General features: G+C 36.1%; 18 protein-coding genes. 10 read left to right on the top strand and 8 right to left on the bottom strand.

Annotated elements, in window-relative coordinates; all coding sequences use genetic code 11:
• Nucleotides 1-20: 20 nt before the first annotated feature.
• A complete protein-coding gene (gene cls / locus ACEPXD_RS17270) occupies nt 21-1,475 on the bottom strand; it encodes a cardiolipin synthase (protein ID WP_391117921.1) in 1,455 nt (484 codons plus the stop codon).
• A gap of 162 nt (nt 1,476-1,637) precedes the next feature.
• Between cls and ACEPXD_RS17265 the strand changes: the two genes are divergently transcribed.
• Nucleotides 1,638-3,029 carry an L-cystine transporter gene (locus ACEPXD_RS17265; protein ID WP_391117919.1) on the top strand — a complete coding sequence of 464 codons (1,392 nt, stop codon included), beginning with the start codon at nt 1,638-1,640 and terminating at the stop codon, nt 3,027-3,029.
• A gap of 130 nt (nt 3,030-3,159) precedes the next feature.
• Here ACEPXD_RS17265 and ACEPXD_RS17260 read toward each other — a convergent pair whose 3' ends face one another.
• The 3 genes from ACEPXD_RS17260 to ACEPXD_RS17250 form a co-directional block, all read right to left on the bottom strand.
• Nucleotides 3,160-3,723: a hypothetical protein gene (locus ACEPXD_RS17260; RefSeq protein ID WP_391117918.1), complete on the bottom strand. Its 564-nt coding sequence runs from the start codon at nt 3,721-3,723 to the stop codon at nt 3,160-3,162.
• Entirely contained in the window at nt 3,720-4,622 is a 903-nt protein-coding gene (locus ACEPXD_RS17255) for a hypothetical protein (protein ID WP_391117916.1), read from the bottom strand. The genes ACEPXD_RS17260 and ACEPXD_RS17255 overlap by 4 nt, the downstream gene beginning before the upstream one ends.
• A gap of 70 nt (nt 4,623-4,692) precedes the next feature.
• A complete protein-coding gene (locus ACEPXD_RS17250; RefSeq protein WP_391117914.1) occupies nt 4,693-5,919 on the bottom strand; it encodes a helix-turn-helix domain-containing protein in 1,227 nt (408 codons plus the stop codon).
• A 112-nt stretch (nt 5,920-6,031) separates the two neighbouring features.
• On the opposite strand from ACEPXD_RS17250, the gene ACEPXD_RS17245 reads away from it, so the two are divergent.
• Entirely contained in the window at nt 6,032-7,336 is a 1,305-nt protein-coding gene (locus ACEPXD_RS17245; RefSeq protein ID WP_391117912.1) for an MFS transporter, read from the top strand.
• A 76-nt stretch (nt 7,337-7,412) separates the two neighbouring features.
• On the opposite strand, the gene ACEPXD_RS17240 is transcribed toward ACEPXD_RS17245, so the two are convergent.
• Both ACEPXD_RS17240 and ACEPXD_RS17235 read right to left on the bottom strand, forming a co-directional pair.
• Entirely contained in the window at nt 7,413-8,576 is a 1,164-nt protein-coding gene (locus ACEPXD_RS17240) for an MFS transporter (RefSeq protein WP_391117910.1), read from the bottom strand.
• Nucleotides 8,577-8,744: 168 nt separating this feature from the next.
• Nucleotides 8,745-9,158, bottom strand: a complete 414-nt coding sequence (locus tag ACEPXD_RS17235) for a CBS domain-containing protein (protein WP_391117908.1) — start codon at nt 9,156-9,158, stop codon at nt 8,745-8,747.
• Between the two features lie 179 nt (nt 9,159-9,337).
• Here ACEPXD_RS17235 and ACEPXD_RS17230 point away from each other — a divergent pair, with 179 nt between their 5' ends.
• On the top strand, nt 9,338-9,475 hold the full coding sequence (locus ACEPXD_RS17230) for an Lmo0850 family protein (RefSeq protein WP_391117906.1): 138 nt from the start codon (nt 9,338-9,340) through the stop codon (nt 9,473-9,475).
• 175 nt (nt 9,476-9,650) lie between these two features.
• Here ACEPXD_RS17230 and ACEPXD_RS17225 read toward each other — a convergent pair whose 3' ends face one another.
• Complete coding sequence (locus ACEPXD_RS17225; RefSeq protein WP_391117904.1) at nt 9,651-10,835, bottom strand: FtsW/RodA/SpoVE family cell cycle protein; 1,185 nt, start codon at nt 10,833-10,835, stop codon at nt 9,651-9,653.
• Between the two features lie 208 nt (nt 10,836-11,043).
• Between ACEPXD_RS17225 and ACEPXD_RS17220 the strand changes: the two genes are divergently transcribed.
• The 7 genes from ACEPXD_RS17220 to ACEPXD_RS17190 all read left to right on the top strand — a co-directional run bounded on the left by ACEPXD_RS17220 (nt 11,044) and on the right by ACEPXD_RS17190 (nt 19,912).
• Complete coding sequence (locus tag ACEPXD_RS17220) at nt 11,044-11,784, top strand: hypothetical protein (protein WP_391117902.1); 741 nt, start codon at nt 11,044-11,046, stop codon at nt 11,782-11,784.
• A gap of 845 nt (nt 11,785-12,629) precedes the next feature.
• Nucleotides 12,630-13,736 carry a D-alanine--D-alanine ligase gene (locus tag ACEPXD_RS17215; RefSeq protein ID WP_391117900.1) on the top strand — a complete coding sequence of 369 codons (1,107 nt, stop codon included), beginning with the start codon at nt 12,630-12,632 and terminating at the stop codon, nt 13,734-13,736.
• A 5-nt stretch (nt 13,737-13,741) separates the two neighbouring features.
• Nucleotides 13,742-15,112 carry a UDP-N-acetylmuramoyl-tripeptide--D-alanyl-D-alanine ligase gene (locus tag ACEPXD_RS17210; RefSeq protein ID WP_391117898.1) on the top strand — a complete coding sequence of 457 codons (1,371 nt, stop codon included), beginning with the start codon at nt 13,742-13,744 and terminating at the stop codon, nt 15,110-15,112.
• Between the two features lie 22 nt (nt 15,113-15,134).
• Nucleotides 15,135-15,851, top strand: coding sequence for an alpha/beta hydrolase (locus ACEPXD_RS17205; RefSeq protein WP_391117896.1), 717 nt, complete (start codon nt 15,135-15,137; stop codon nt 15,849-15,851).
• A 341-nt stretch (nt 15,852-16,192) separates the two neighbouring features.
• On the top strand, nt 16,193-17,761 hold the full coding sequence (locus tag ACEPXD_RS17200) for a DEAD/DEAH box helicase (RefSeq protein WP_391117894.1): 1,569 nt from the start codon (nt 16,193-16,195) through the stop codon (nt 17,759-17,761).
• Between the two features lie 170 nt (nt 17,762-17,931).
• A complete protein-coding gene (locus ACEPXD_RS17195; RefSeq protein ID WP_391117892.1) occupies nt 17,932-18,411 on the top strand; it encodes a PH domain-containing protein in 480 nt (159 codons plus the stop codon).
• The gene (locus tag ACEPXD_RS17190; RefSeq protein WP_391117891.1) at nt 18,401-19,912 is read left to right on the top strand and encodes a PH domain-containing protein; all 1,512 of its coding nucleotides are present in this window, start codon (nt 18,401-18,403) and stop codon (nt 19,910-19,912) included. The genes ACEPXD_RS17195 and ACEPXD_RS17190 overlap by 11 nt, the downstream gene beginning before the upstream one ends.
• Nucleotides 19,913-20,528: 616 nt before the next feature.
• On the opposite strand, the gene ACEPXD_RS17185 is transcribed toward ACEPXD_RS17190, so the two are convergent.
• Nucleotides 20,529-21,149, bottom strand: a complete 621-nt coding sequence (locus ACEPXD_RS17185) for a rhomboid family intramembrane serine protease (protein ID WP_391117889.1) — start codon at nt 21,147-21,149, stop codon at nt 20,529-20,531.
• Nucleotides 21,150-21,194 lie beyond the last annotated feature (45 nt).

Raw genomic sequence — 21,194 nt, 5'->3', positions numbered from 1 at the left:
CGCATAAGCGGAAACCTCTTTTATAATATTGGTGAAAGTAACCGTGCAAGGGACTCTTTAAACTTAATTTTACGTGACCTATTCTCATATAATTCCCAAGTTAACACGGTAGATAATTTCATATCTTCCTCGAAAAGCTCGGCAAGTTCGTGTGATGTTTCGCGATCATAGATAAATGCATTAACTTCAAAATTTAGCTTAAAACTGCGAACATCCAGATTTGCTGTCCCGACTGTAGATGCTTCATCATCAATCACAATCATTTTTGTATGCAGAAAGCCATTTTGATAAATGTAGACTTTTGCTCCCGCTTTGATTAATTCTCCAACATAAGAATATGTAGCCCAATAGACGAAAATATGATCTGGCTTGTTAGGGATCATAATTCTCACATCAATACCAGACAAACACGCAATACGGAGTGTATCCATAAAGCTCGCATCTGGGATGAAATAAGGTGTTTGAATGTAGATATATTTTTTCGCCATCATAATTAACTTCAGATAGCCATTTTTAATTTGTTCCCACTCCGAATCTGGTCCACTAGAAACAATTTGCACACCAACAGATCCTTTCATCGGAATGGCAGGGAAAAATATGTCCGAGTATTCAATATCATGTTCAGCCGACGCTTGATTCCAATCAAGTAAAAAGCGAGTTTGGAGTGGATGAACGGCACTTCCTTCGATACGTAAATGAGTGTCACGCCAATACCCGAATCGTTTATTTAAACCTAAGTACTCATCCCCGACATTGAATCCACCAATATAGCCAATACGACCGTCAATTACGACAATTTTTCGGTGATTTCGATAATTCATACGTGGATTAATTAAAGGAAAAATTGCAGGGAAGAAAGCTTCTACTCGTCCACCCAATTCGATTAACTCTTTAAAATGCCTTCTCCTTAAAGAACGCGATCCTGTATCGTCGTATAAAATTCGCACTTTTACACCTTGTTGTGCTTTTACTAAAAGCACGTCATATATTTGTTGTCCAAGATGATCTAGGCGGAAAATATAATATTGTATATGAATATGATCTTTAGCATTTTCTAAATCATGTAAAAGGGCATCAAACTTTTTACGTCCATCAATGAAGATTTCTATATTATTATCTTGCGTTAACACAGCGTGATTATTATTCAAATGCATGATGATTAGCTCTTTATAATGACTTGTATCGTCTAAACGGAAGTCGAACGTATCATTTTCAATTGCTTCCATTTGAAAATCAATTAGTTTATCGATACCAATTTTGTTTTTACCTTCCCAGCGAAATAAGTGTTTTTTACGCAATTTTCTACCAAATAACAAATAAGCGCCAAACCCTAAGATAGGTATAAAGAATAAAACCATTATCCAAGCCCACGTAGAAGAAGCATCTCTTCTTTCTAAAAATATTAATGCGATGGCTAGGAAAATGTTTAAAATGATAATACCTGAAACACTGAAACTTAAAATGCTTGCTGCCAAGTTTACACCTCCACTTGTCTATCTTTAAGCCCACCTTAAGTATAGCTGATTTGTTAAGAACAATGAAGGTACACCTAAAAGTAATAAAATCTCTAAAACCTACTTGACCAATAGGAATAAATGTATTAATATTTGTAAATCAACAAAAATGGAGGAATACATATGAATTTATTATTAATAATACTTAACGTAATAGCATTATTAGTGTTCGTTGGGGTTTTAGTTGTTATGCAAAAGAAACATATTTCATTCTCTAAAAGAGTATTTACAGCCTTAGGATTAGGTGTAGCCTTAGGTTTAGCATTACACTTTATATATGGTGTCACATCGGAAGTATTAGCAAGTTCAATTGAATGGTATAACCTAATCGGAACAGGTTATGTTAAATTACTACAAATGATCGTGATGCCTCTAGTATTTATTTCAATTCTAGGAGCTTTTACAAAGCTTACTATTGGTAAGAATTTTGGAAAGATGGCAGCTATTATTCTTAGTATTTTAATAGGAACAACGGCAATAGCAGCAGTTGTTGGAATAAGTTCAGCTGCAATATTCGATTTAAACGCAGATCAAATTGTGCACGGAGACGCAGAATCTGCACGAGCCGAGTATATAGAGGGTAGATCGGCAGAAGTAGCAGACAAAACACTTCCTCAGCAAATGCTTGATTTACTACCAGCTAATCCGTTTTTAGATTTCACGGGGGCTCGTTCAACATCAACTATTGGCGTCGTAATATTTGCGGCATTTTTAGGCTTTGCATACGTGGGAGTAGCTCGTAAAGAAGTTGAAACAGCTGCAACCATTAAAAAAGGAATCGATGCAATATACTCGCTTGTAATGAGTGTTGTGAAAATTGTACTTCGCTTAACGCCATACGGAATTTTAGCCATTATGGCAAGAACAGTCGCAACATCCGACTTTGCAGCCATATTTAACTTAGGAAAATTCGTGATTGCCTCCTATGTTGCGTTGGCAATTATGTTTGCAATCCATTTATTAATCATTACTCTATCTGGATTAAATCCAGTAACATATGTGAAAAAAGCAGCAGAACCTTTGTTGTTTGCATTCACTTCACGTTCAAGTGCAGGTACTTTACCCATTAATATAAATACGCAAACAAATAAACTTGGCGTTTCAGAAGGAATCGCTAACTTCTCGGGATCTTTTGGTTTGTCTATTGGGCAAAACGGATGTGCAGGCGTTTATCCTGCGATGCTTGCTTTTATGATTGCACCATCTCAAGGTATAAATCCCTTAGATCCAATGTTTATCCTAACAGTAGTTGCTATTGTGGCAATTAGCTCGTTTGGAGTAGCTGGAGTAGGAGGGGGAGCTACATTTGCTGCAATTCTTGTACTTTCCGCATTAAACTTACCAGTTGCTTTAGCAGGTCTGCTTGTTTCTGTTGAACCACTAATTGATATGGGCCGTACAGCTGTAAATGTAAGTGGAGCAATGACAGCAGGTGTAGCGACTGCGAAAATCACGGGCGAATTGGACAAAGAGATGTACAACGCACCGATGGAAACACAAACAGTTGAAGCATAATAATAAATTTAGAAAAGCTGTCCTATTCAGGGCAGCTTTTCTTTTAGATCTCAAATACAAAGAACAATAATAATGTGACCTCATGCTTAAACGGCCAGTTCCAAGTCAATTATGATAGAGACCGCCATTTTTAAGAATATATATTGAAAAGTCCATCACTTGGAAATCGCTTCTGCATATTTCGAAGATAGAAAAGAAAAGAAATCTCAATAACCAGAACTGATATAACGATGAAAATCATTGCAGAAAATGCAATATTAATCGGAAAATTCATCAAAAGAGATTGAACAAACAATGAACCAAGAACTATTGTTAAATACCATGTATACATTCGATTCGTTGTCTGCAGTACACCATTAGAAGGTAGCAACTTTGCGACGCCTCGGAGTAAGTCAAACAAGAAATAGACGAGAATCACTTTTAGTAAACTAAGAAATATAGGATAGTAACTAAACCATCCACTTTGTTGAATTACTTGATCATTCAAGAAAAAGTTGGGTATAGAAGCAATTACTAAAACAATTGAAAGGATTTTTAACTTCTCATAAGATTGCGATGATAAAGTAGCAATCTGTTTTATGCCGTTATAAATGAAAATATAACCTAAAAAGTCAGGTAAAAGATCTACTACAATATGAATTTTTATAAGTACGAAAAGAAATCCAATGATTAGCTGCTTGAATCCATCTCTCATTTCGCTTCACCCCTCGCATTCTTTATAACTGTGTTTACTTGATCTTGTGTAAGATATAGATTATTTTGAAAGAGAATATGATGACTAACAGCTTTTCCATTTAAAGTTTTTCCAACCCATTCTTGTAAAGCTGATATGTATTCCACATTTTCTATTTCATCTTTGGTATGAAAAACTAGCGCAACTGAATCTCCCGCTTCTATTAGCAGTGGCCACTCTATATCACTATAAAGAGGAGCATCCATCTCTAACCAATCAGAATTGAAGATGTCTTTAACTTTTGTACTATTCGTAGGAGTGTTTTTTAGTAGTTTTATTTTTAAATCGAATTGTTTTTGAATTGCTTCTGAAAGCTCAATAGAATCCATAGTAGCGGATTCTACTACTTCTAGGTAATTCCCCTGTATTCCTTGGTTGCTAGAAAAAGAGCCGGTATTGGTAAATATCGTTTCATCCGTTACATTTGGGGTGAAATTTAGCTTATCTACTTGAACAAGGATAACTTGACCGTTTGTGAAACGAGCAAACACTTTATTTGTTTGAATACTTTCATGCAAACGTTTTAAATCTTGTTCATCTAAAGTGAAGGTTGCTTCCTTTAAAAAATGATGCGTAAACTCCTGTATATATGATTGGTTGGAAGGTTCGTTAAACCAAGGAGAGAATCTTTGTTCATTTGAATAAGTGTATCCATCAACTAAAAGACATTCCAATTCCACTACTTCTTTTTTATTTGTCAAATAAGGAAGGGAAAAACTCGTACGTTCAAATGCAGGCCTATCAATATAAGCGTTAAATATGATTGGTTCACTTAATTGCTTTATTTGAAAATAAATAATGTTACTAATCCAGCTTGCAAGAACGACAATAATAACACCCCAAAACCATTTGTTTTTCAATAAAGAGCACCACCTTCGCATAAAATTTCCAGTATTTCTATATATTATACGTAAAAAAGAGACTGAGGTTTCAGTCTCTTTTCACTTTTTCATATGTTACTTTGATAAATGCTTTATATGGAGTGTCTGGCATTTCATTAATATTATCTAAAGCAATGTTTGCAAATTCTAGTGCTTTTTCTTTTTCATTCAGCTCCATGTAACATAATGCAATATATGCATCTTTTTCATAGAAAATCGATAAATCGATTGGATGTTGAAGAATATCTGGAATATGCACTTCCTTCAACTTTACTATTGCATCTTCAAATTTCTGCAAACCGTATAATGTTTTTCCTCTCTCTAGCAAGAAAAAAGGCGTATATAATTTTTTCTCCGTGCCTCTAATTGAAAAGGAATTGTATAAATGATCTGCTTCCTCGTACATTTTTTTATATGAATTCAAGTAATGTATTTCCGCATATTGAGTGAAAACTTTGGAGTCCTCATCATCTGCAAATTCCCCATATGAAATAAGTTTTTGCAAATAGTAATTCTTTTTCTCTTCATCCTCGGACATCATAGCTTGAAAAGCGGCTAATCTGTATAAGTTATCCACTTGATTAAATATTTTATTTTTATTAGAAAATTCAATTGCTTTATCCATTACTTGAATTGCCTCTTCCGAATTGCCAACTGCGAAGAGTAAGGCAGTTTCTAAATAGTCATAATCTAACCGTGAAAGAGGGTCAATCCAGAGCGGGTTAGCCTCAAGTTCTGCACGCTCGATATGCAGTATGTCTAATGATTTTTGATAATCTCGGCTATAAAATGGAATTGCTGCAAGAAACAGCCCGATATCACCGCGCTTTGTCGTCAAGTTCATTTGCTCGTACATTGTCGCGGCTCGATTTATTAAGGGTTCCCAGTCATCCTTTTTCTCGTGAAATAAGCATTTACTGTACATCTCAAGCAATCGGGCGGATTCGTATCCCTGTGTTAATTTAGATGCATAGGGCTCAACTAACTCAATTAGCTGTTGGTGTTCATTTGTTAACTCATCATATCTTGTATTAAGAAGAATTTCTGCCTTTTCTAATACTGCCCTTAATTCATGCCCACTTATTTCTTCCAAAAGGTCCGCCACATCTATATTTAGTCTTTCAGCTATATAACTTAAGCTTTCAATGGAAGGATTTGCCTTATTATTTTCGATTAAACTGAGCATTCCTTTTGTAAGTTCTGAACCAGCTAGTGCTTCAAGTGTCATTTTCTGTTGCTTTCTAAGCTTGCGAATTCGTTCTCCAAGTGTAGCCATATTTTTCACCTCATATTATTAGTTTAATTATATTAAACTTATTGTTGAAATGGAAGATGCAATATGTTATTATTTGTTTAATCAAATTAAACATTTTGAAAGGGGAATTAATATGGAAGAAGTGTTAAAGTTGAAAAAAGCCACATATCATTTGTGGACATTTACAATTAGTAAGATGATTTCAAGTTTTGGGGCGCAGGTATATGCTTTTGCAATTAGTTTTTATATTTTACAGCTGACTGGCTCTGCTTCAAATTTTGCTCTAAATCTTATTTGTAGTATATTGCCAAGGACTTTAGTTGCGCCATTTGCTGGATATGCCGCAGATAAGTATTCAAGGAAAATGATTGTCATTGTTGCACAAATCGCTACTGTCTTAGCTATAGGTGGTTTACTAATCGTTAGTTATACTGCAGGTTTATCATTAGTGGCTATTTATGCTACTACTGTTATTCTATCGTTAACATCCTCGTTTTCTGGTGTAACTTTTAGTTCATCCATTACAGGACTTGTTGACGAAGATAGAATTCAAAAAGCAATGTCATTAAACCAAATGTCAATTTCCTTTGCGGCAATCGGAAGTCCAGCACTTGGTGGATTATTATATGGAACAGTATCCATGCCTGTATTTCTTATTATGTATATAGTGGCATCCGTAATTGCGGTAATTTTGGAATCAACGATGAATTTTAAGTTATTTGCGAAACGAAAAGAAGTCATAGAGGGTGAACAGAAAGAATCGATGCTTCAAAATATGAAGGAAGGGTTGCGTTATTTGAATAATCAACCAATCCTAAAAGCGATTGTATGGATTTCGCTCTTCGTAAATTTTTTGTTTGGTGCATACCTGGTAGGTTATTCCTTTATCTTGATCGAAAAACTGAAAATGAGTTCAGGGCATTTTGGTTTTACGGAAGGTGCTTTTGCAATAGGGATGTTACTTATGTCCATTTATTTCACTACACGAAAAGAAGTGAAGTATCCTTTGTTACTTTCGAAAAGAAGTATTATTATCATGGGGATAATCATGGGAGCGGTGGCTCTACCGTTAATGGTAGACATGTCATCAGTTGTGACGCTTAGTTATTATATTTCACTCATGTTCTGTTTAGGGGCAGCAATGATTATTACAAATACGCCAATGTTAGTAATGATGCAAAAAATGATTGATGATGATTATAAAGGGCGCGTATTCTCCATTTTAGAAACGATGTCTACGGCATTAATGCCACTAGGAATGATTCTTTACGGATTTTTATATGATGTATTACCAGCTGAAAGCATCCTCATCGTCTCAAGTCTTGTGTTAATCATTGTTGTGTTGATCCTTGCTAGACCATCTGTCGTTAGAAAGGCTCATCCTGACTTAAAAAGCTTAAATATGGAAAATTCTATACCAGTTACAGCAAACGAATAAAGTAAAAGGCTACTGAGACATATTCTGTCCCGGTAGCCTTTTGCTTTTGAAGAGGAAATAAGAGAATTGTTTAATCTCACACTACGTTTTTCAATGATTTTGTTGACTTGCGGAAAGTAACAATCAACCCGATCGATAGAACCGAAAGTACCCCGGATAATACATAAATGTTGTTTGGTTGGATCGTGAACAACCATGCAAACAATAATGGTCCGATAATTCGTCCTAGACTATCCATCGAATACGTCATTCCTGCGACTGTACCATATGCTCCGCCCGATTCTTTGGAAGTTAGTGAAACGATAGTTGTTCTTGCCAATGCATTCCCAGCGGTGAATACACAGAGGGTCAATCCAGCCCAAAAAATACTAGTCGTAAATACGGTCAATAACAAACCAACAGCAGTGATCATTTGTGCATACATTAGCCATTTTGTTTCAGTTCCATTTTTAATACGACGTACAACGCCACCTTGAATAGCTGCGTCTACAAAACCACTGAACATAAACAGATAGCCAATCTGTAGTGGTGTGATCTCTACTTTTCTAATTTGGAATAGCTGAAAGGTTGCTTCTAAACCTGCTAATAAAAACGTAACCATGAATGAGAACAAGAAGAGGTATTTTATGCGATATGTCCAAAGACTCGCAGCTCCTTTCGGAAGAAGGACACGCTTATTTCCATTACTGGTGCGTTCAGGTTCTTTCAAAATAATAGCCGCGTATACAAAGATTACGAGCAATAATATAGCAGAAACTATAAATGGAAGTGACAAGCTGATGTGGCCAAGCACACCACCTATTGCAGGCCCGAAAATAAATCCTAAACCTATCGACATTCCAAGAAAGCCCATATATTTATTGCGGTTTTCTTCATCTGATAAATCTGCTGAAAATCCTGTTACAGCTGTATAAAGTGCCCCAGAGAATAATCCTCCAACTACGCGAGATAAGTACAGCAAAAACAGTGAATCAAAAAATAAAGAAAATAACCAAAAGCTTAAACTAAATCCAACAAGTCCAATCAAAATGAGTGTTTTTCGGCCAATTCGATCGGACAGCATTCCCCAAAGTGGAGCAGTGAAAAAGGATGCTAATGCATAGACTGTTAATAATCCCCCTACATGAACTTCATTGTAGTGTTGCTGCAAAATTACTTCTGGTAATACAGGAATAATAATCCCAAATCCAAGATAAACTAAAAACTGTATCGACATTAATATAAAAATAGTTTTTTTCATACACAGAAACCCGCTTTCCGAAAATCTTCTACCCTCTATATTACACGTTTCCAATAAGTTTGACATCAATATACATATAATGCAAAAGAGTGCGGAAATGTAATAAGCCATCTACCAAAGTAAACACAAAAAAAGAAGCCACCCTTCAAAAAAGGGCAACTTCCATGTTTAATAATAGCGCGGTTCGGATATACTTTCCATAGCATTAGAAACTTCCTGCACATGTGGAAAAGGGAAGGCTAAGTCAGCTAAAGATACAAAACCAACTAGCTCACTATTCTCCACTACTGGAAGTCTGCGTATTTGGTTTCTTGCCATAATGATAGAAGCTTCTGCCGTTGAGTCATCAGGAGATACTGAAATGATGGATTTTGTCATAACATCTTCCACCTTACTTTTAGCATCTTTTGCAACCGATCGTGTCACAATATCACGATCGGTAATCATGCCTACAAGCTTTTTATTACTCAGGACGGGCAGACAACCAATATCTAATGTGCGCATTTGATCGGCAACCTCATTCACATAATCCTGAGGATTGCATGTAACGACTTCTTTACTCATTACATCTTTCACGTTCACTTAAATCACTCCTTTCTGTTATTATCTAGCTTGGTTTACAAAAGATTAAAATATGTAACAAAAATGAAAGATTTAAACGATACAAAAAGTGGTATGATAATGTAGAGAAAAAATTTAAAATATAAGAAACTTAATTTAAAATAAATCGTAATAATTAATGAAAGGACGAGGTGGAAAGAATGGCTAAGGAAGTTGATTTGAAGAAAATTGTAAGTAATCTTTCAAAAATTGGTGTGACTGTTACAATGACAAAATCGAGACTTGACATGCTTAAAGCACTAGTGCCACCAGCAAATAGTCCTCACGTACAAAGTTGAAAAGAGGTGACTCAAAAAGTTCGCAACAAAAGAACTTTAGAGCCACCCTCTTTTTTGCACCTACCAGATAATTACCGAAAAAAAGGATCGTGAAGTGACCAAGTCATCTCACGATCCTTTTTTTTTCGTTAAAAAGGTGAAGACCAGGTGCACTTAAAGGACGCTTGTGCTTTTCTCAGTCGTCTTCATTTTTAGCGAACATATAAGTTTTATGATGATACTTCATACTAAATACTAAACCAATCGCAAGCAGATTCCCCATTAGAGAACTCCCACCATAGCTTATAAACGGCAGCGGAATTCCTGTAATTGGTAGCAATTGAATCGTCATTCCAATATTCTCAAATACATGAAAGGTAATCATCGCAATAATTCCGGCACATACATACGTACTATAAGAATCCTTTAACTGAAGTGTAATCTTCGTTAAATGGAAAATAAGAAAAAAGAAAAGACTTATGACTATACTTGCACCTACAAACCCGTATTCTTCCCCAATAACAGCAAAAATAAAGTCAGTATGATTTTCTGGAACATACACTACTCGACCGCCATATCCCTTCCCAAAAATCTCTCCAGAACCAATGGCATTTAAAGCAGTGATTAAGTGCATCCCCTCATTCGATGCGTAGGCATAAGGATCTAACCATGAATAAATTCGAGCAAATTGATATAATTGTAAACCAAACTTAGCTTCTAAAAAATCTTGCATATAGATAGCCATCCATAAAAGTAGGCCACCAATACCTACTCCACCTAAAAATAGTGGTAAGATGATTTTCCAAGTAACCCCTGCGACTATAACTAAAGCAGCTGTAATGGCAAAAAATACAAGAGCAGTACCAAGGTCAGGCTGCTTCAGGATAAACGCTAATGGTAGAAGCATGGTTAAAGCAATTTTTCCGAGTAATATAAAGTCCGTTTTTAAGCTCTTCATCAAATAATTTTCATGATGGTTTGTAATCAATCGGGCAAGAGCTAAAATATAGAAAGTCTTCATATATTCAGCGGGTTGAATATCCCCAATAGGTAAGTGAAACCAACTTTTCGCTCCGTTCTTAGGTGCTACAAAAGCTAAACTTTCAGGCAGGATAAAGAGAATAATAAGAAGTAACACACCAAAACCATAAATATACCAGGACATTTTCTTATATTGCTCCGGTTCAAAAAACATAACTAGACAGATGATGATAGTTCCAACCACATACCAAAAAACTTGTTTGGCTACAAAGTTGGTTCCAGCATATTGACCAGTTGTAACTGCAGATGAAATCGCTAATAAGCTTATAATTAAAAATAATAATATGATAAAAGCTAGTGTCCAATCAAAACGATCGGCAAAGCCTTTTTTGTTTTCCATACAAGTCACCTAAATTTCTGTCAAATTTCATTTTCCAGCTTCAGTCGCCATCTTACTCGTCGCAGAAATACGGCGTCTGATACTTTTCCTATTATAGCCTAAATGAATGTTTTTTGCTTGTCAGTTATTAGTGACGTTAGAACAAAAACAGATGTTTCATTTGTTGAAGTTATGTTAATATATAACAGATGATAAAGGAGTGGATTCAGTGGCAAAAAAAGAGAAAGAAATAGAAGAATATTTGACTCATTTATATGTACATGTGAATGAAATAGAGCATTTTGCATTATTTAGTGGGCTATCCGTCCACCAATTTTTAAGATACTTCTCTGATTTGTCAGCTCTTTTGTTATTGAAGCACCGATATGAAGATACATCATTTAATATTCATACGCAGTTAGAGTTTGTTGTGCAAAATCAATATACTCGTTTCTTAAAAGATTATTTGGAAAGACCAACAGAATTATGTATACTCGATTTTTCTGATGAGCGGAAGTTAAATATGCTGTCTCCTCAAGAACAAGCAGAACTCTTATATATTGCGCATAAAAAAGAAGCATTTCGTTTACCTTTTTACCATCATTTACAAAATAGATTTGTCTATTTGACGGATGAAGGAGAGCAAATTACGAAGATATATTTTCGTGATATAGATGACTTATATAAATTAATAGCTAATGCATTTAACCAACAAATAAGTGAAAAAACAAAATCAACAGCCTTTTGGAGAAAAAAGAATAATGTCGTGTTACCAGAGCTACATTCAGAAAAGGTGGAAGCATATGCCGATTATTATGAAGATGGCGTGCTAATGTCTTTATTTAAACTAGATAAAACAAATTATGGAATTGAAATTCGAAGCTTACCCGAAAATATATTTCCAGATGAAGTTTTAGGGGATTTGAAGCATCATTTAAACAAGCCAGCTGATTTGTTCATACAAATATAAACAAAACGCTTTTGCTTCGAAAGAAGCAAAAGCGTTTGTTTTTAAGAATAAGAAAGTATATGAATTTTCATGCTAGGAACAGGATGATTTCCGCTGCAGGCGGACGCTTTCTGGGGGCAAGCATCAAGCCGCTTCCTTTGCTGCGCTTTATTCCAAGGTCTTGATTTGCTTGCTAATCCACAAGGAGTCGCCACCTTCAGCTCCAATCAAAAGTACAAATAAGAAAGAAAATATGTTTCGGCGAAATAATGAACTGGTACTTTTCATTCTTTATAAATAGGCTAAGTGGACCCTGAAAAAATAGATAGTATCCATTGATAAAGGAGCGCTGAGCGGACGAAATTGTATCTTCGTCCGCTTTTAAAAGAGAAGGAAGGAACTATTCTCTCATTAACCAAACTTTATGCACCTTGTCTCTACACATTTCAATAGGGCGACGGACAAACATCCACCACAAGATTACCGAAAAAAATGGATCGTGAAGTGACGCAGTCACTTCACGATCCACAAAAATTCAAACGGTAAAAGTGTAGTTGATATTTCGTCCAAAGCACTCGGGAAATAGTAAAGAAAAGATGCACTTAAAGGAAGCTTGCGTTTTTCTTATGTATATTTGGAGGAATATAATCAGTTATCATATTTGCAGAGAAATAAAGTCGATTCCGATTGGAACAGCATATGCTAGCTTTATGGGTAATATAAAACATTATCCGCGAATCAGCTTTTACTTACTATATTGTCATATTTTTGTTGTAATTGGACGCAATTTATTCTGTTAATTGTTCATCTAATTGCACTGTACGTGATAAACTAGAACTATCCAAAACGTGGAGGTTATTTAACTAATGAAAATAAAATTAGGTTTATTATATGGTGGAAAATCAGCAGAGCATGAAGTGTCGTTATTGACTGCAAGAGCAGTAACACAAGCGATAAATTTCGGGAAATTTGAAGTCTATCCTATTTTTATCACGCAAACAGGCGAATGGAGAAAAGGGAATGCTTTGATCGGTCCAGCAGAGTCGGTAGAAGCGCTTCAATTTGGTGGAGGATCGAACAGACCGAATAATATAACTAACTTTTTACCAGTAGAAACAACTAATACAAATATTGTGGAGAAAAAAGATAACTCAAATTTGGATGTTATTTTTCCGTTACTTCATGGACCAAACGGTGAAGATGGCACTGTTCAAGGTTTATTAGAAGTATTGAACTTGCCGTATGTCGGAAATGGTGTTTTAGCATCTGCTGCTGGAATGGATAAGGTAGTGATGAAGCAATTATTTGCACAAGCTGGCTTATCTCAAGTTCCTTACGTGCATTTTATTCGTAATGAGTGGAAAAACAATCGAGCTGATTTGTTGCAAAAGATTGATGAAAACTTGAAGTGGCCATTATTTGTTAAGCCGGCAAATTTGGGCTCAAGTGTTGGGATCACCAAAGCAACGAACAGAGAAGAACTGCTGAATGCCGTGGAATTTGCATTTAAATATGACCGGAAAATTATTGTAGAACAGGGGATTGTTGCTCGTGAATTAGAAATGAGTGTTCTTGGGAATGACACGCCAAGATGCTCTATAGCAGGAGAAGTTTTACCAACTAAAGATTTTTATGATTATGATGCGAAATACAAGGATGGAACGACTAATTATGCCATTCCGGCTGATATTTCCTCCGAATTATTGAAGAAGATGGAAGATGCTGCGATTCGTGCCTTTAAAGTACTGGATTGCTCTGGTCTTGTTCGAGCAGACTTTTTTGTGACTGAAAATGAAGAGGTAGTTATAAACGAGGTAAATACAATGCCTGGATTCACGCCAATTAGTATGTATCCAAAGCTTTGGATAGAATCGGGATTGTCTTATTCAGAGTTAATAGAAGAATTGATCGAACTTGCAATAGAACGATATGAAGAAAAACAACAACTTGAGCACTCTAAGGATGGAGAGTGACCAAGTTGAAAAAAAGATTAACTGAAATTGCAGAATGGTTAAAGATAGATGCTACTTCTACTTTAAATCCACTTATAACAGGTGTATCAATAAATACAAGAACATTGAAGCCTGGAGATATATTTATTCCTTTCCGTGGGGAAAACGTCAATGGTCATCATTTTGTCCAAAATGCTTTTGACAAAGGAGCTGCAGCGTCGCTTTGGTTAATGGATGAACCAAATCCACCGAAGGACGTACCTCTTTTGTTCGTAGAAAATGGAGAAAAGGCACTTCAGCTAATGGCGACTTCATATCGCGCGGAGTTGCAGACCATTTTCATAGGAATCACAGGTTCAAATGGGAAAACCTCCACAAAGGATTTAGTCGCAGGTATGCTTTCTCCCTATTTCAATGTAAAAAAAACAGAAGGGAATTTTAACAATGAATTAGGAATGCCCTTGACGATACTTTCGCTAGAAGAAGATACAGAGTTTGCTGTGTTGGAAATGGGTATGAGCTCCTTTGGTGAAATAGAATTTCTATCCAATCTTGCTAAGCCAACATATACTGTAATTACGAATATTGGGGAAGCTCATATGCAAGATCTTGGGTCTAGAGAAGGAATTGCTAAAGCGAAGTTTGAAATCATTTCTGGGTTAAAAGAAGATGGATGGTTATTCTATGATGGAGATGAACCGTTGCTAAGACCGTTTGTGGAAAGTGTTCCTTCTATAAAGACAAAATCTTTTGGTTTAGGTGAGCAAAATGATTTGCTAATTACAAATGTGGCTTTTACGGAACAAGGTAGTTCATTCCGTGTAGAGGGATCATTAAAGGAAGAAATGTCTATTCCAATTCTTGGGGAGCACCAAGTAAAAAATACGCTTGCAGCTCTATTAATTGGAAATGAAGTTGGGCTAACTGTTGAACAAATGCGTGAAGCTTTGAAGCATATCGTGTTAACGGATATGCGTATGCAAGTTGTAGAAGCTGTGAACGGAGCTATTTTTATCAATGATGCATACAATGCCGCCCCTACATCGATGAGGGCAGCTATCTCTTTTGTGGAAAAATCATCTATTAAACCGGATAAATGGCTCGTACTTGGAGATATGTTAGAGCTTGGTGAAAATGAAAAGCAATACCACGAAGAGATAAGTTCATCTATTTCAAATGCGGTATTTGCAGGGGTATGTTTGTTTGGACCAAGAATGAAATGGTTATACAATAAATTAGTAGAGCATTTTAATGAGGAACATATTATTTGGGTAGAAAATGATTGTGAAAAATTGATTTCATTTTTAGAAAAGCGTGTAGATAAAAAATCAATCGTTTTAGTAAAAGGCTCACGTGGTATGAAATTAGAAAGAGTAATTGAACCGTTTCGAAAATAAAGAAAGGGAATGGAGGGGCAGTATGAAAACAGGTGTACTTTGTATTCACGGATTTACCGGTGGTCCCTATGAATTGCAACCACTTGTGGATTTCTTAGAAACGAATACAGACTGGAAAATAGTTGTCCCTACATTACCTGGACATGGAGAAATACTTTCTCTTGAAAAACTGTCTGCCGAAAATTGGTTGATGGCAGCAGAACAAACACTGAGACAACTTCAAAAAGAAGTGGAGCAAGTATATATAATTGGATTTTCAATGGGTGGTGTAATTGCATTATATTTAGCTAATCGTTATCCAATTTGTAAACTCGTATTATTAAGTGCAGCTGCGAAATACATTTATCCGACGCAACTACTGCAAGATGTTCGTGAAATAGCAAAAGAAGCAATGGCTGGAAAGTTAGAAGATAACCAGTTGTATCAGTTATATAGAGATAAGTGGAAATCCACTCCCATACAAGCCACTTTTGAATTTATGCGATTAGTACGTATAGTTGAACCTTATTATGGCCAAATTAAAATACCAATCTGTATAGTTCAAGGAAAAAAAGATGGTATCGTTCCTTATACGACAGCTAAGTTCTTGTTTGATCAGATTGGAACAGAGAAAAAAGAGTTAATTTACTCGGAAACAGGGAAGCATCATATATGCTATAGCGAGGATTGTGAAGTTTGGTTTACTAAAGCACTCCGTTTTTTAACGGATGAAGAGGTGGAAAAACGAGAAAAAAATTAACTAATAATTACAACAGTTACTAATTCATTGCAACTGATAATAGGGCATGCTATACTACGTTTAGAGCAATGGATACATTTTGTGTGAAGACTCTTCAGTAATTGATGAAGAGTACTTTTTTTTGAACATAACGGTTTGTTGAAATCGTTGGGTATGAAGCCCCTTTTTAACGAACCGCTCGGCAAAAGACCGGGCTTTCCCTTTATATAAGACCCCTCTGAACTGTAAACCACAGAGAATTTTAAGTAACGGAAACGTTCCTCGTATAGGCTCGAATTTGCCGCAATTTCATCTGAAAATGTAACCATTTGTCAAAACAGAACAAAAAGGAGATTAAAATTTTGACAAATTTTTCAGAATTAAATATTAGCGCTTCTACACTAAAATCCGTTCAACGTATGGGTTTTGAAGAAGCAACACCAATTCAAGAAGGTACTATTACACATGCTATGGGTGGCCGTGATGTTATTGGTCAAGCACAGACAGGTACAGGTAAAACTGCAGCTTTTGGTATCCCTATGATTGAAAAAATTGATACAAAAAACCCGAACATTCAAGCGTTAATCATCGCTCCAACACGTGAACTTGCAATCCAAGTTTCGGAAGAGCTTTATAAATTAGGATACGACAAAAAGGTTCGTCTATTATCTGTTTACGGTGGACAAGAAATTGGTCGTCAAATCCGTGCGCTTAAAAACAAACCTCAAGTAATTGTAGGTACACCTGGTCGTATTCTAGACCATATCAACCGTCGTACATTGAAGCTTGATCAAGTGCAAACACTTATCTTAGATGAAGCAGATGAAATGCTTAACATGGGATTCATTGAAGATATCAACACAATTTTAGAAAGTGTTCCTGCTGAACGTCAAACATTATTGTTCTCCGCTACTATGCCAGGACCTATTCGTAAAATTGCTGAAAGATTCATGAAAGATCCAGTTGAAGTAAAAATCAAGTCAAAAGAAATGACTGTTGAAAATATTGAACAATTCTATGTAAAAGCTACTGATCGTGAAAAATTTGATGTTCTTTCTAGAATATTAAATGTGCACCAACCAGAACTTGCAATTATTTTTGGTCGTACAAAACGTCGGGTGGACGAATTGGCACATGCTTTAAGCATTCGTGGTTACTTAGCAGAAGGAATTCACGGTGATTTAAGTCAAGCGAAACGTATGTCAGTATTAAAACAATTCAAATCAAATAAAATTGATATCCTTGTTGCAACAGATGTAGCAGCGCGTGGATTAGATATTTCTGGCGTAACGCATGTGTACAACTTTGATATTCCACAAGACCCTGAAAGCTATGTTCACCGTATCGGTCGTACTGGACGAGCAGGTAAAAGTGGTATCGCTGTAACTTTCGTAACACCAAGAGAAATGGGTTACTTACGTATTGTAGAAGATACGACGAAAAAACGTATGACTGTACTTCTTCCACCTAGTTCAGATGAGGCGTTAGTTGGTCAACAACGTGTAGCAATTGACACACTATCTGAAATTGTAAACAAAAATGATTTAGGTGATTATCGCACATTAGCTGCAGAAATGCTTGGAAAATTTGAAGCAGTAGATGTAATTGCTGCAGCTTTAAAATCAATGACGAAAGAGCCAGATGATACACCAATCTCTCTTTCTGAAGAACGCCCATTACCAGCTCGTAGAGAACGTAGTGGTGGTGGCGGCGGACGCAGCGGCGGCGGTGGTTACAAAGGTAACCGTAGCAGCGGTGGCGGACGTAGTTCATCAGCAGGTCGCGGAAGTAGCGATCGTGGCGGAGCTCCACGCTCAAGTGGCGGTGGCGGTTCTCGTCCAAGTAGTGGTGGCGCACGTCGCAGCAGTGGTCCACGTGACGGTTCTACACAACGTAGTACAAGAACTCGCTCAACACGTAGCGAAAACTAATAGCACAATTCCAAAGGATGAATCCTACATTTTGTATGGATTCATCCTTTTTTAAATTGTGGTGATCGGATGATAAGTAAACTTAATTGGATAAGGTCTATGAATCCTACATTGTTTGAAACATTTCCCGTTGAAAATCGTATACAATGACTAGGGAAGGGGTGTTTAAAATGAGAATGGAACCAATTAATCGAATATCTGAAAAAGGATTACGAGTGTGGAGAATTTATGGGGTCTTTCAAACACTCATTGCAGTGGTAATTGGAATAGGGGCTAGTGTCATTAATTATTTCATTGGAAATTTTATATGGGTATACATAGTTGTTGGGGTAGTTATCCTGTTAATAGCATACTTTTTAATTTATTTGTTTCCAAAAGTTAGATGGATGCGATGGAGATACGAAGTTCGAGAACAAGAGATTGAATTACAACACGGTTTATTTGTTGTAAAAAGAACTTTAGTGCCCATGGTTCGCGTTCAACATGTCGATACAGAGCAAGGACCAATATTGCGAAAATACGATTTAGCATCGATTACCATTTCTACAGCAGCTACGAATCATATTATTCCAGCACTTTTGACGGCAGAAGCAGATGAACTGAGAGGGAGAATATCTGTGCTAGCAAGGGTGGCCGAAGATGATGTTTAACGAAAAGTACAAGTTACATCCTATTTCAGCAATTATAAACTTTATAAAAGTTTTAAAAGATATGATCTTGCCTTTTATAGTCGTAGTTACAGTGAATGGTTTTGGAGGAAGCAGGGACTCCGATGGTTGGCCTTCGTTTATTACCTATAGTATTTATGCTTTCGTCCTTATCTTTCTACTTGTGAGTGGAATCGTTAAATGGAAAAGATTCAGATACTGGTTTGAAGAAGGAGAGCTGCGTATTGAGTATGGCTTGTTTGTAAAGAAAATGAGGTATATTCCTTTTGAGCGGATCCAAAGTTTAAACTATACAGAGGGCATCTTTCATAGACCGTTCGGACTCGTTAAAGTAAAAGTAGAAACAGCTGGAGGAGGACCAACAAAAGAAGCGGATGCGGTATTAACGGCAATTACGAAAGACGCAGCAGAGCAAATAAAAAGAGAAATGATACAAACGAAAAGCAAGCAACCAGTTGAATTAAATGAAGCAATACAGCGCGAAGTAGTTCTAATGGAAGAACCTCGACCAATTTTTACAATGTCAATAAAAGATTTAATTGTGTTAGCAAGTACATCGGGTGGAGTGGGTGTGTTTTTCTCAGGACTGGCCGTTTTTGCAGCGCAGTTTTCTAATATTATTCCATATGAAATGATATATGATGAAATCGTTGTGTTCATTCGATTTGGAGCACTAATAATAGTACTTGGAGTTTTCTTTGTATTATTGGTTGCTTGGGTAGTGTCTGTTATTCTCACGCTAATTAATTACTATAACTTTACTATTAGTATAGAGGACAATGAGATTGTTATTACGAGGGGACTTTTAGAAAAGAAGAAAATAACGCTTCCCCTTTCGCGTATTCAAGGAGTGAGAGTCGTAGAGAATCCTTTTCGTCAGCTAATTGGCTATGCGTCAATTATAGTCGATAGTGCTGGTGGTTCCCTTGAAGAAAAAGATGAAAAAATTCGTTTGCTTCCTTTAGTAAAAAAAACGAAGATCCATTGTGTATTGGAACAGATTTTTCTAGAGCTTGATTTGGAACCTAATTTCATAACTGTTCCGAAAAGGTCGAGAAAGTTTTTCTATCGATTAGATTTTCTTTGGATTATTCCAGTATCAGCTACTGTTATTTACTTTTTTTATCCGTTTGGCCTTCTATCATTAATCTTGCTGCCTCTAAGCTATATATTTGGGATGTGGCAACATAGAACCGCGGGATATGCGGTAAATGGTCCGCACTTAGTGATGAGATATCGAAATTTAAGTAAAGTAACTATTTGGATGGAAAAAAAGCGAATTCAATCGATGACGGAAAGGATGACTTTTTTTCAAAAAAGAAAGAACGTTTCTTCGATTATCACTACGATAAAATCTGGTGTGGGTGGTTCTACTGCAATAGTCCCTCATTTAGATAAAGCAGACGCAGAAAGGCTAATAAATTGGTATCAACCTATAAAGCCAAACGCGATACAAAAGGAAAAAGAACAGCCGATTGTTTAATAGCTGTTCTTTTGTTAACTTAAAAGAAAAGAAAGTATTTGAAATTGAACGTAAAAAATCCAATATTTATGGTGGTTTGTAGTACTTGCTAATTGAAAGTTGCTTTTTGAAATAAGCATAAATAAGGCTTACCTTTTTAAATTGTAACATGAGAGCTTATTATCCTAGGTTAATCTATATTTTTTAAATTTTACTTTTACCGTCGAAAGTTTATTTGATTCAATGGGAATATGATTAGAGTTGGTAAAACTGTAGAAAAATAGATAGCATTCATTTATAAAGAAGTGCTGAGCGGACGAAATTGCATCTTTGTCCTCTTTTAAAAGAATAGGAAAGCATCTAATCTCTCATTAACCAAACCTTATACACCTTGTCTTTACATATTCCAAGAGGGCGACGGACAAACACTCGCCACAAGATTACCGAAAAAATGGATCGTGAAGTGACACAGTCACTTCACGATCCATAATCTAATGGTAATAGTGTAGCAGATATTTCGTCCAAAGCACTCAGGAAATGGTAAAGACCAGGTGAACTTGAAGGACGCTTGCGTTTTTCATCTGAGAATTGCAAACCTCTAAATTTGCCGAATCAGCTAGTAGCGCTATTCTTTCTTTCATACTATTTTAAATTTTTTCTTTTTCCAAGCTGCTATTCGCTTAGGATGAAAGTAAATCATTCCAATAATAAAGCCTGTAATTAGACCGGAGAGATGTGCAGTAACGTTTATATTCGGCTGAAGGAATGTCATTACCACACCAATAACGATAATAGGCAAAATAATTTGTTTCAATTGAGGCATGAAATTTCTCGTATAATAAACTAGAGCACCAAAAGCTCCTAATATACCATAAATTGCACCACTAGCCCCGAGACTTTGATATCTCCAATCTAAAAGTAAATAAGTTGCAACATTTCCAACTAAGCCAGCTAACAGATAGATGGTTAAAAAGCGGGCTTTTCCTGCTAGTTGTTCTAGCTCCGGACCAAATAAATACAAAGAAAACATATTAAATAGTAAGTGCGTAAAATCTGCATGTAAAAACATTGGTGTGATTAAACGCCAATACTCGCCTTCACTAATGAGAAGATTAAAGCCAATTCCTAAGTTGCGTAGATGTACTCCTACTACTGGAATGCATGTTAATAGAAAGATTAAAATATTTAATGCAAGTAATGTGGATACTATAGGATAAAGCTTAATATATTGTTTCAAGTTTTCTCTTCTAACAAACATATCGTCACCTCAAATTTTATACTCATAGTATAGCCTGTTTTAGAG

This window comes from Psychrobacillus sp. L3, assembly GCF_042945595.1.
In the GTDB taxonomy this organism is placed as follows: Bacteria; Bacillota; Bacilli; order Bacillales_A; family Planococcaceae; genus Psychrobacillus.
The sequence above is the reverse complement of the archived record's forward strand: the minus strand, read 5'-3'. Positions and strand labels throughout refer to the sequence as shown.

Excerpts from the sequence above, each read along its gene's own strand:
- ACEPXD_RS17240 (WP_391117910.1), bottom strand. The coding sequence starts at position 8,576 with ATGAAAAAAACTATTTTTATATTAATGTCGATACAGTTTTTAGTTTAT.
- ACEPXD_RS17190 (WP_391117891.1), top strand. The coding sequence starts at position 18,401 with ATGATGTTTAACGAAAAGTACAAGTTACATCCTATTTCAGCAATTATA.
- ACEPXD_RS17215 (WP_391117900.1), top strand. The coding sequence starts at position 12,630 with ATGAAAATAAAATTAGGTTTATTATATGGTGGAAAATCAGCAGAGCAT.
- ACEPXD_RS17230 (WP_391117906.1), top strand. The coding sequence starts at position 9,338 with ATGGCTAAGGAAGTTGATTTGAAGAAAATTGTAAGTAATCTTTCAAAA.
- ACEPXD_RS17250 (WP_391117914.1), bottom strand. The coding sequence starts at position 5,919 with ATGGCTACACTTGGAGAACGAATTCGCAAGCTTAGAAAGCAACAGAAA.
- ACEPXD_RS17185 (WP_391117889.1), bottom strand. The coding sequence starts at position 21,149 with ATGTTTGTTAGAAGAGAAAACTTGAAACAATATATTAAGCTTTATCCT.
- ACEPXD_RS17245 (WP_391117912.1), top strand. The coding sequence starts at position 6,032 with ATGGAAGAAGTGTTAAAGTTGAAAAAAGCCACATATCATTTGTGGACA.
- ACEPXD_RS17195 (WP_391117892.1), top strand. The coding sequence starts at position 17,932 with ATGAGAATGGAACCAATTAATCGAATATCTGAAAAAGGATTACGAGTG.
- ACEPXD_RS17225 (WP_391117904.1), bottom strand. The coding sequence starts at position 10,835 with ATGGAAAACAAAAAAGGCTTTGCCGATCGTTTTGATTGGACACTAGCT.
- ACEPXD_RS17205 (WP_391117896.1), top strand. The coding sequence starts at position 15,135 with ATGAAAACAGGTGTACTTTGTATTCACGGATTTACCGGTGGTCCCTAT.
- ACEPXD_RS17265 (WP_391117919.1), top strand. The coding sequence starts at position 1,638 with ATGAATTTATTATTAATAATACTTAACGTAATAGCATTATTAGTGTTC.
- ACEPXD_RS17260 (WP_391117918.1), bottom strand. The coding sequence starts at position 3,723 with ATGAGAGATGGATTCAAGCAGCTAATCATTGGATTTCTTTTCGTACTT.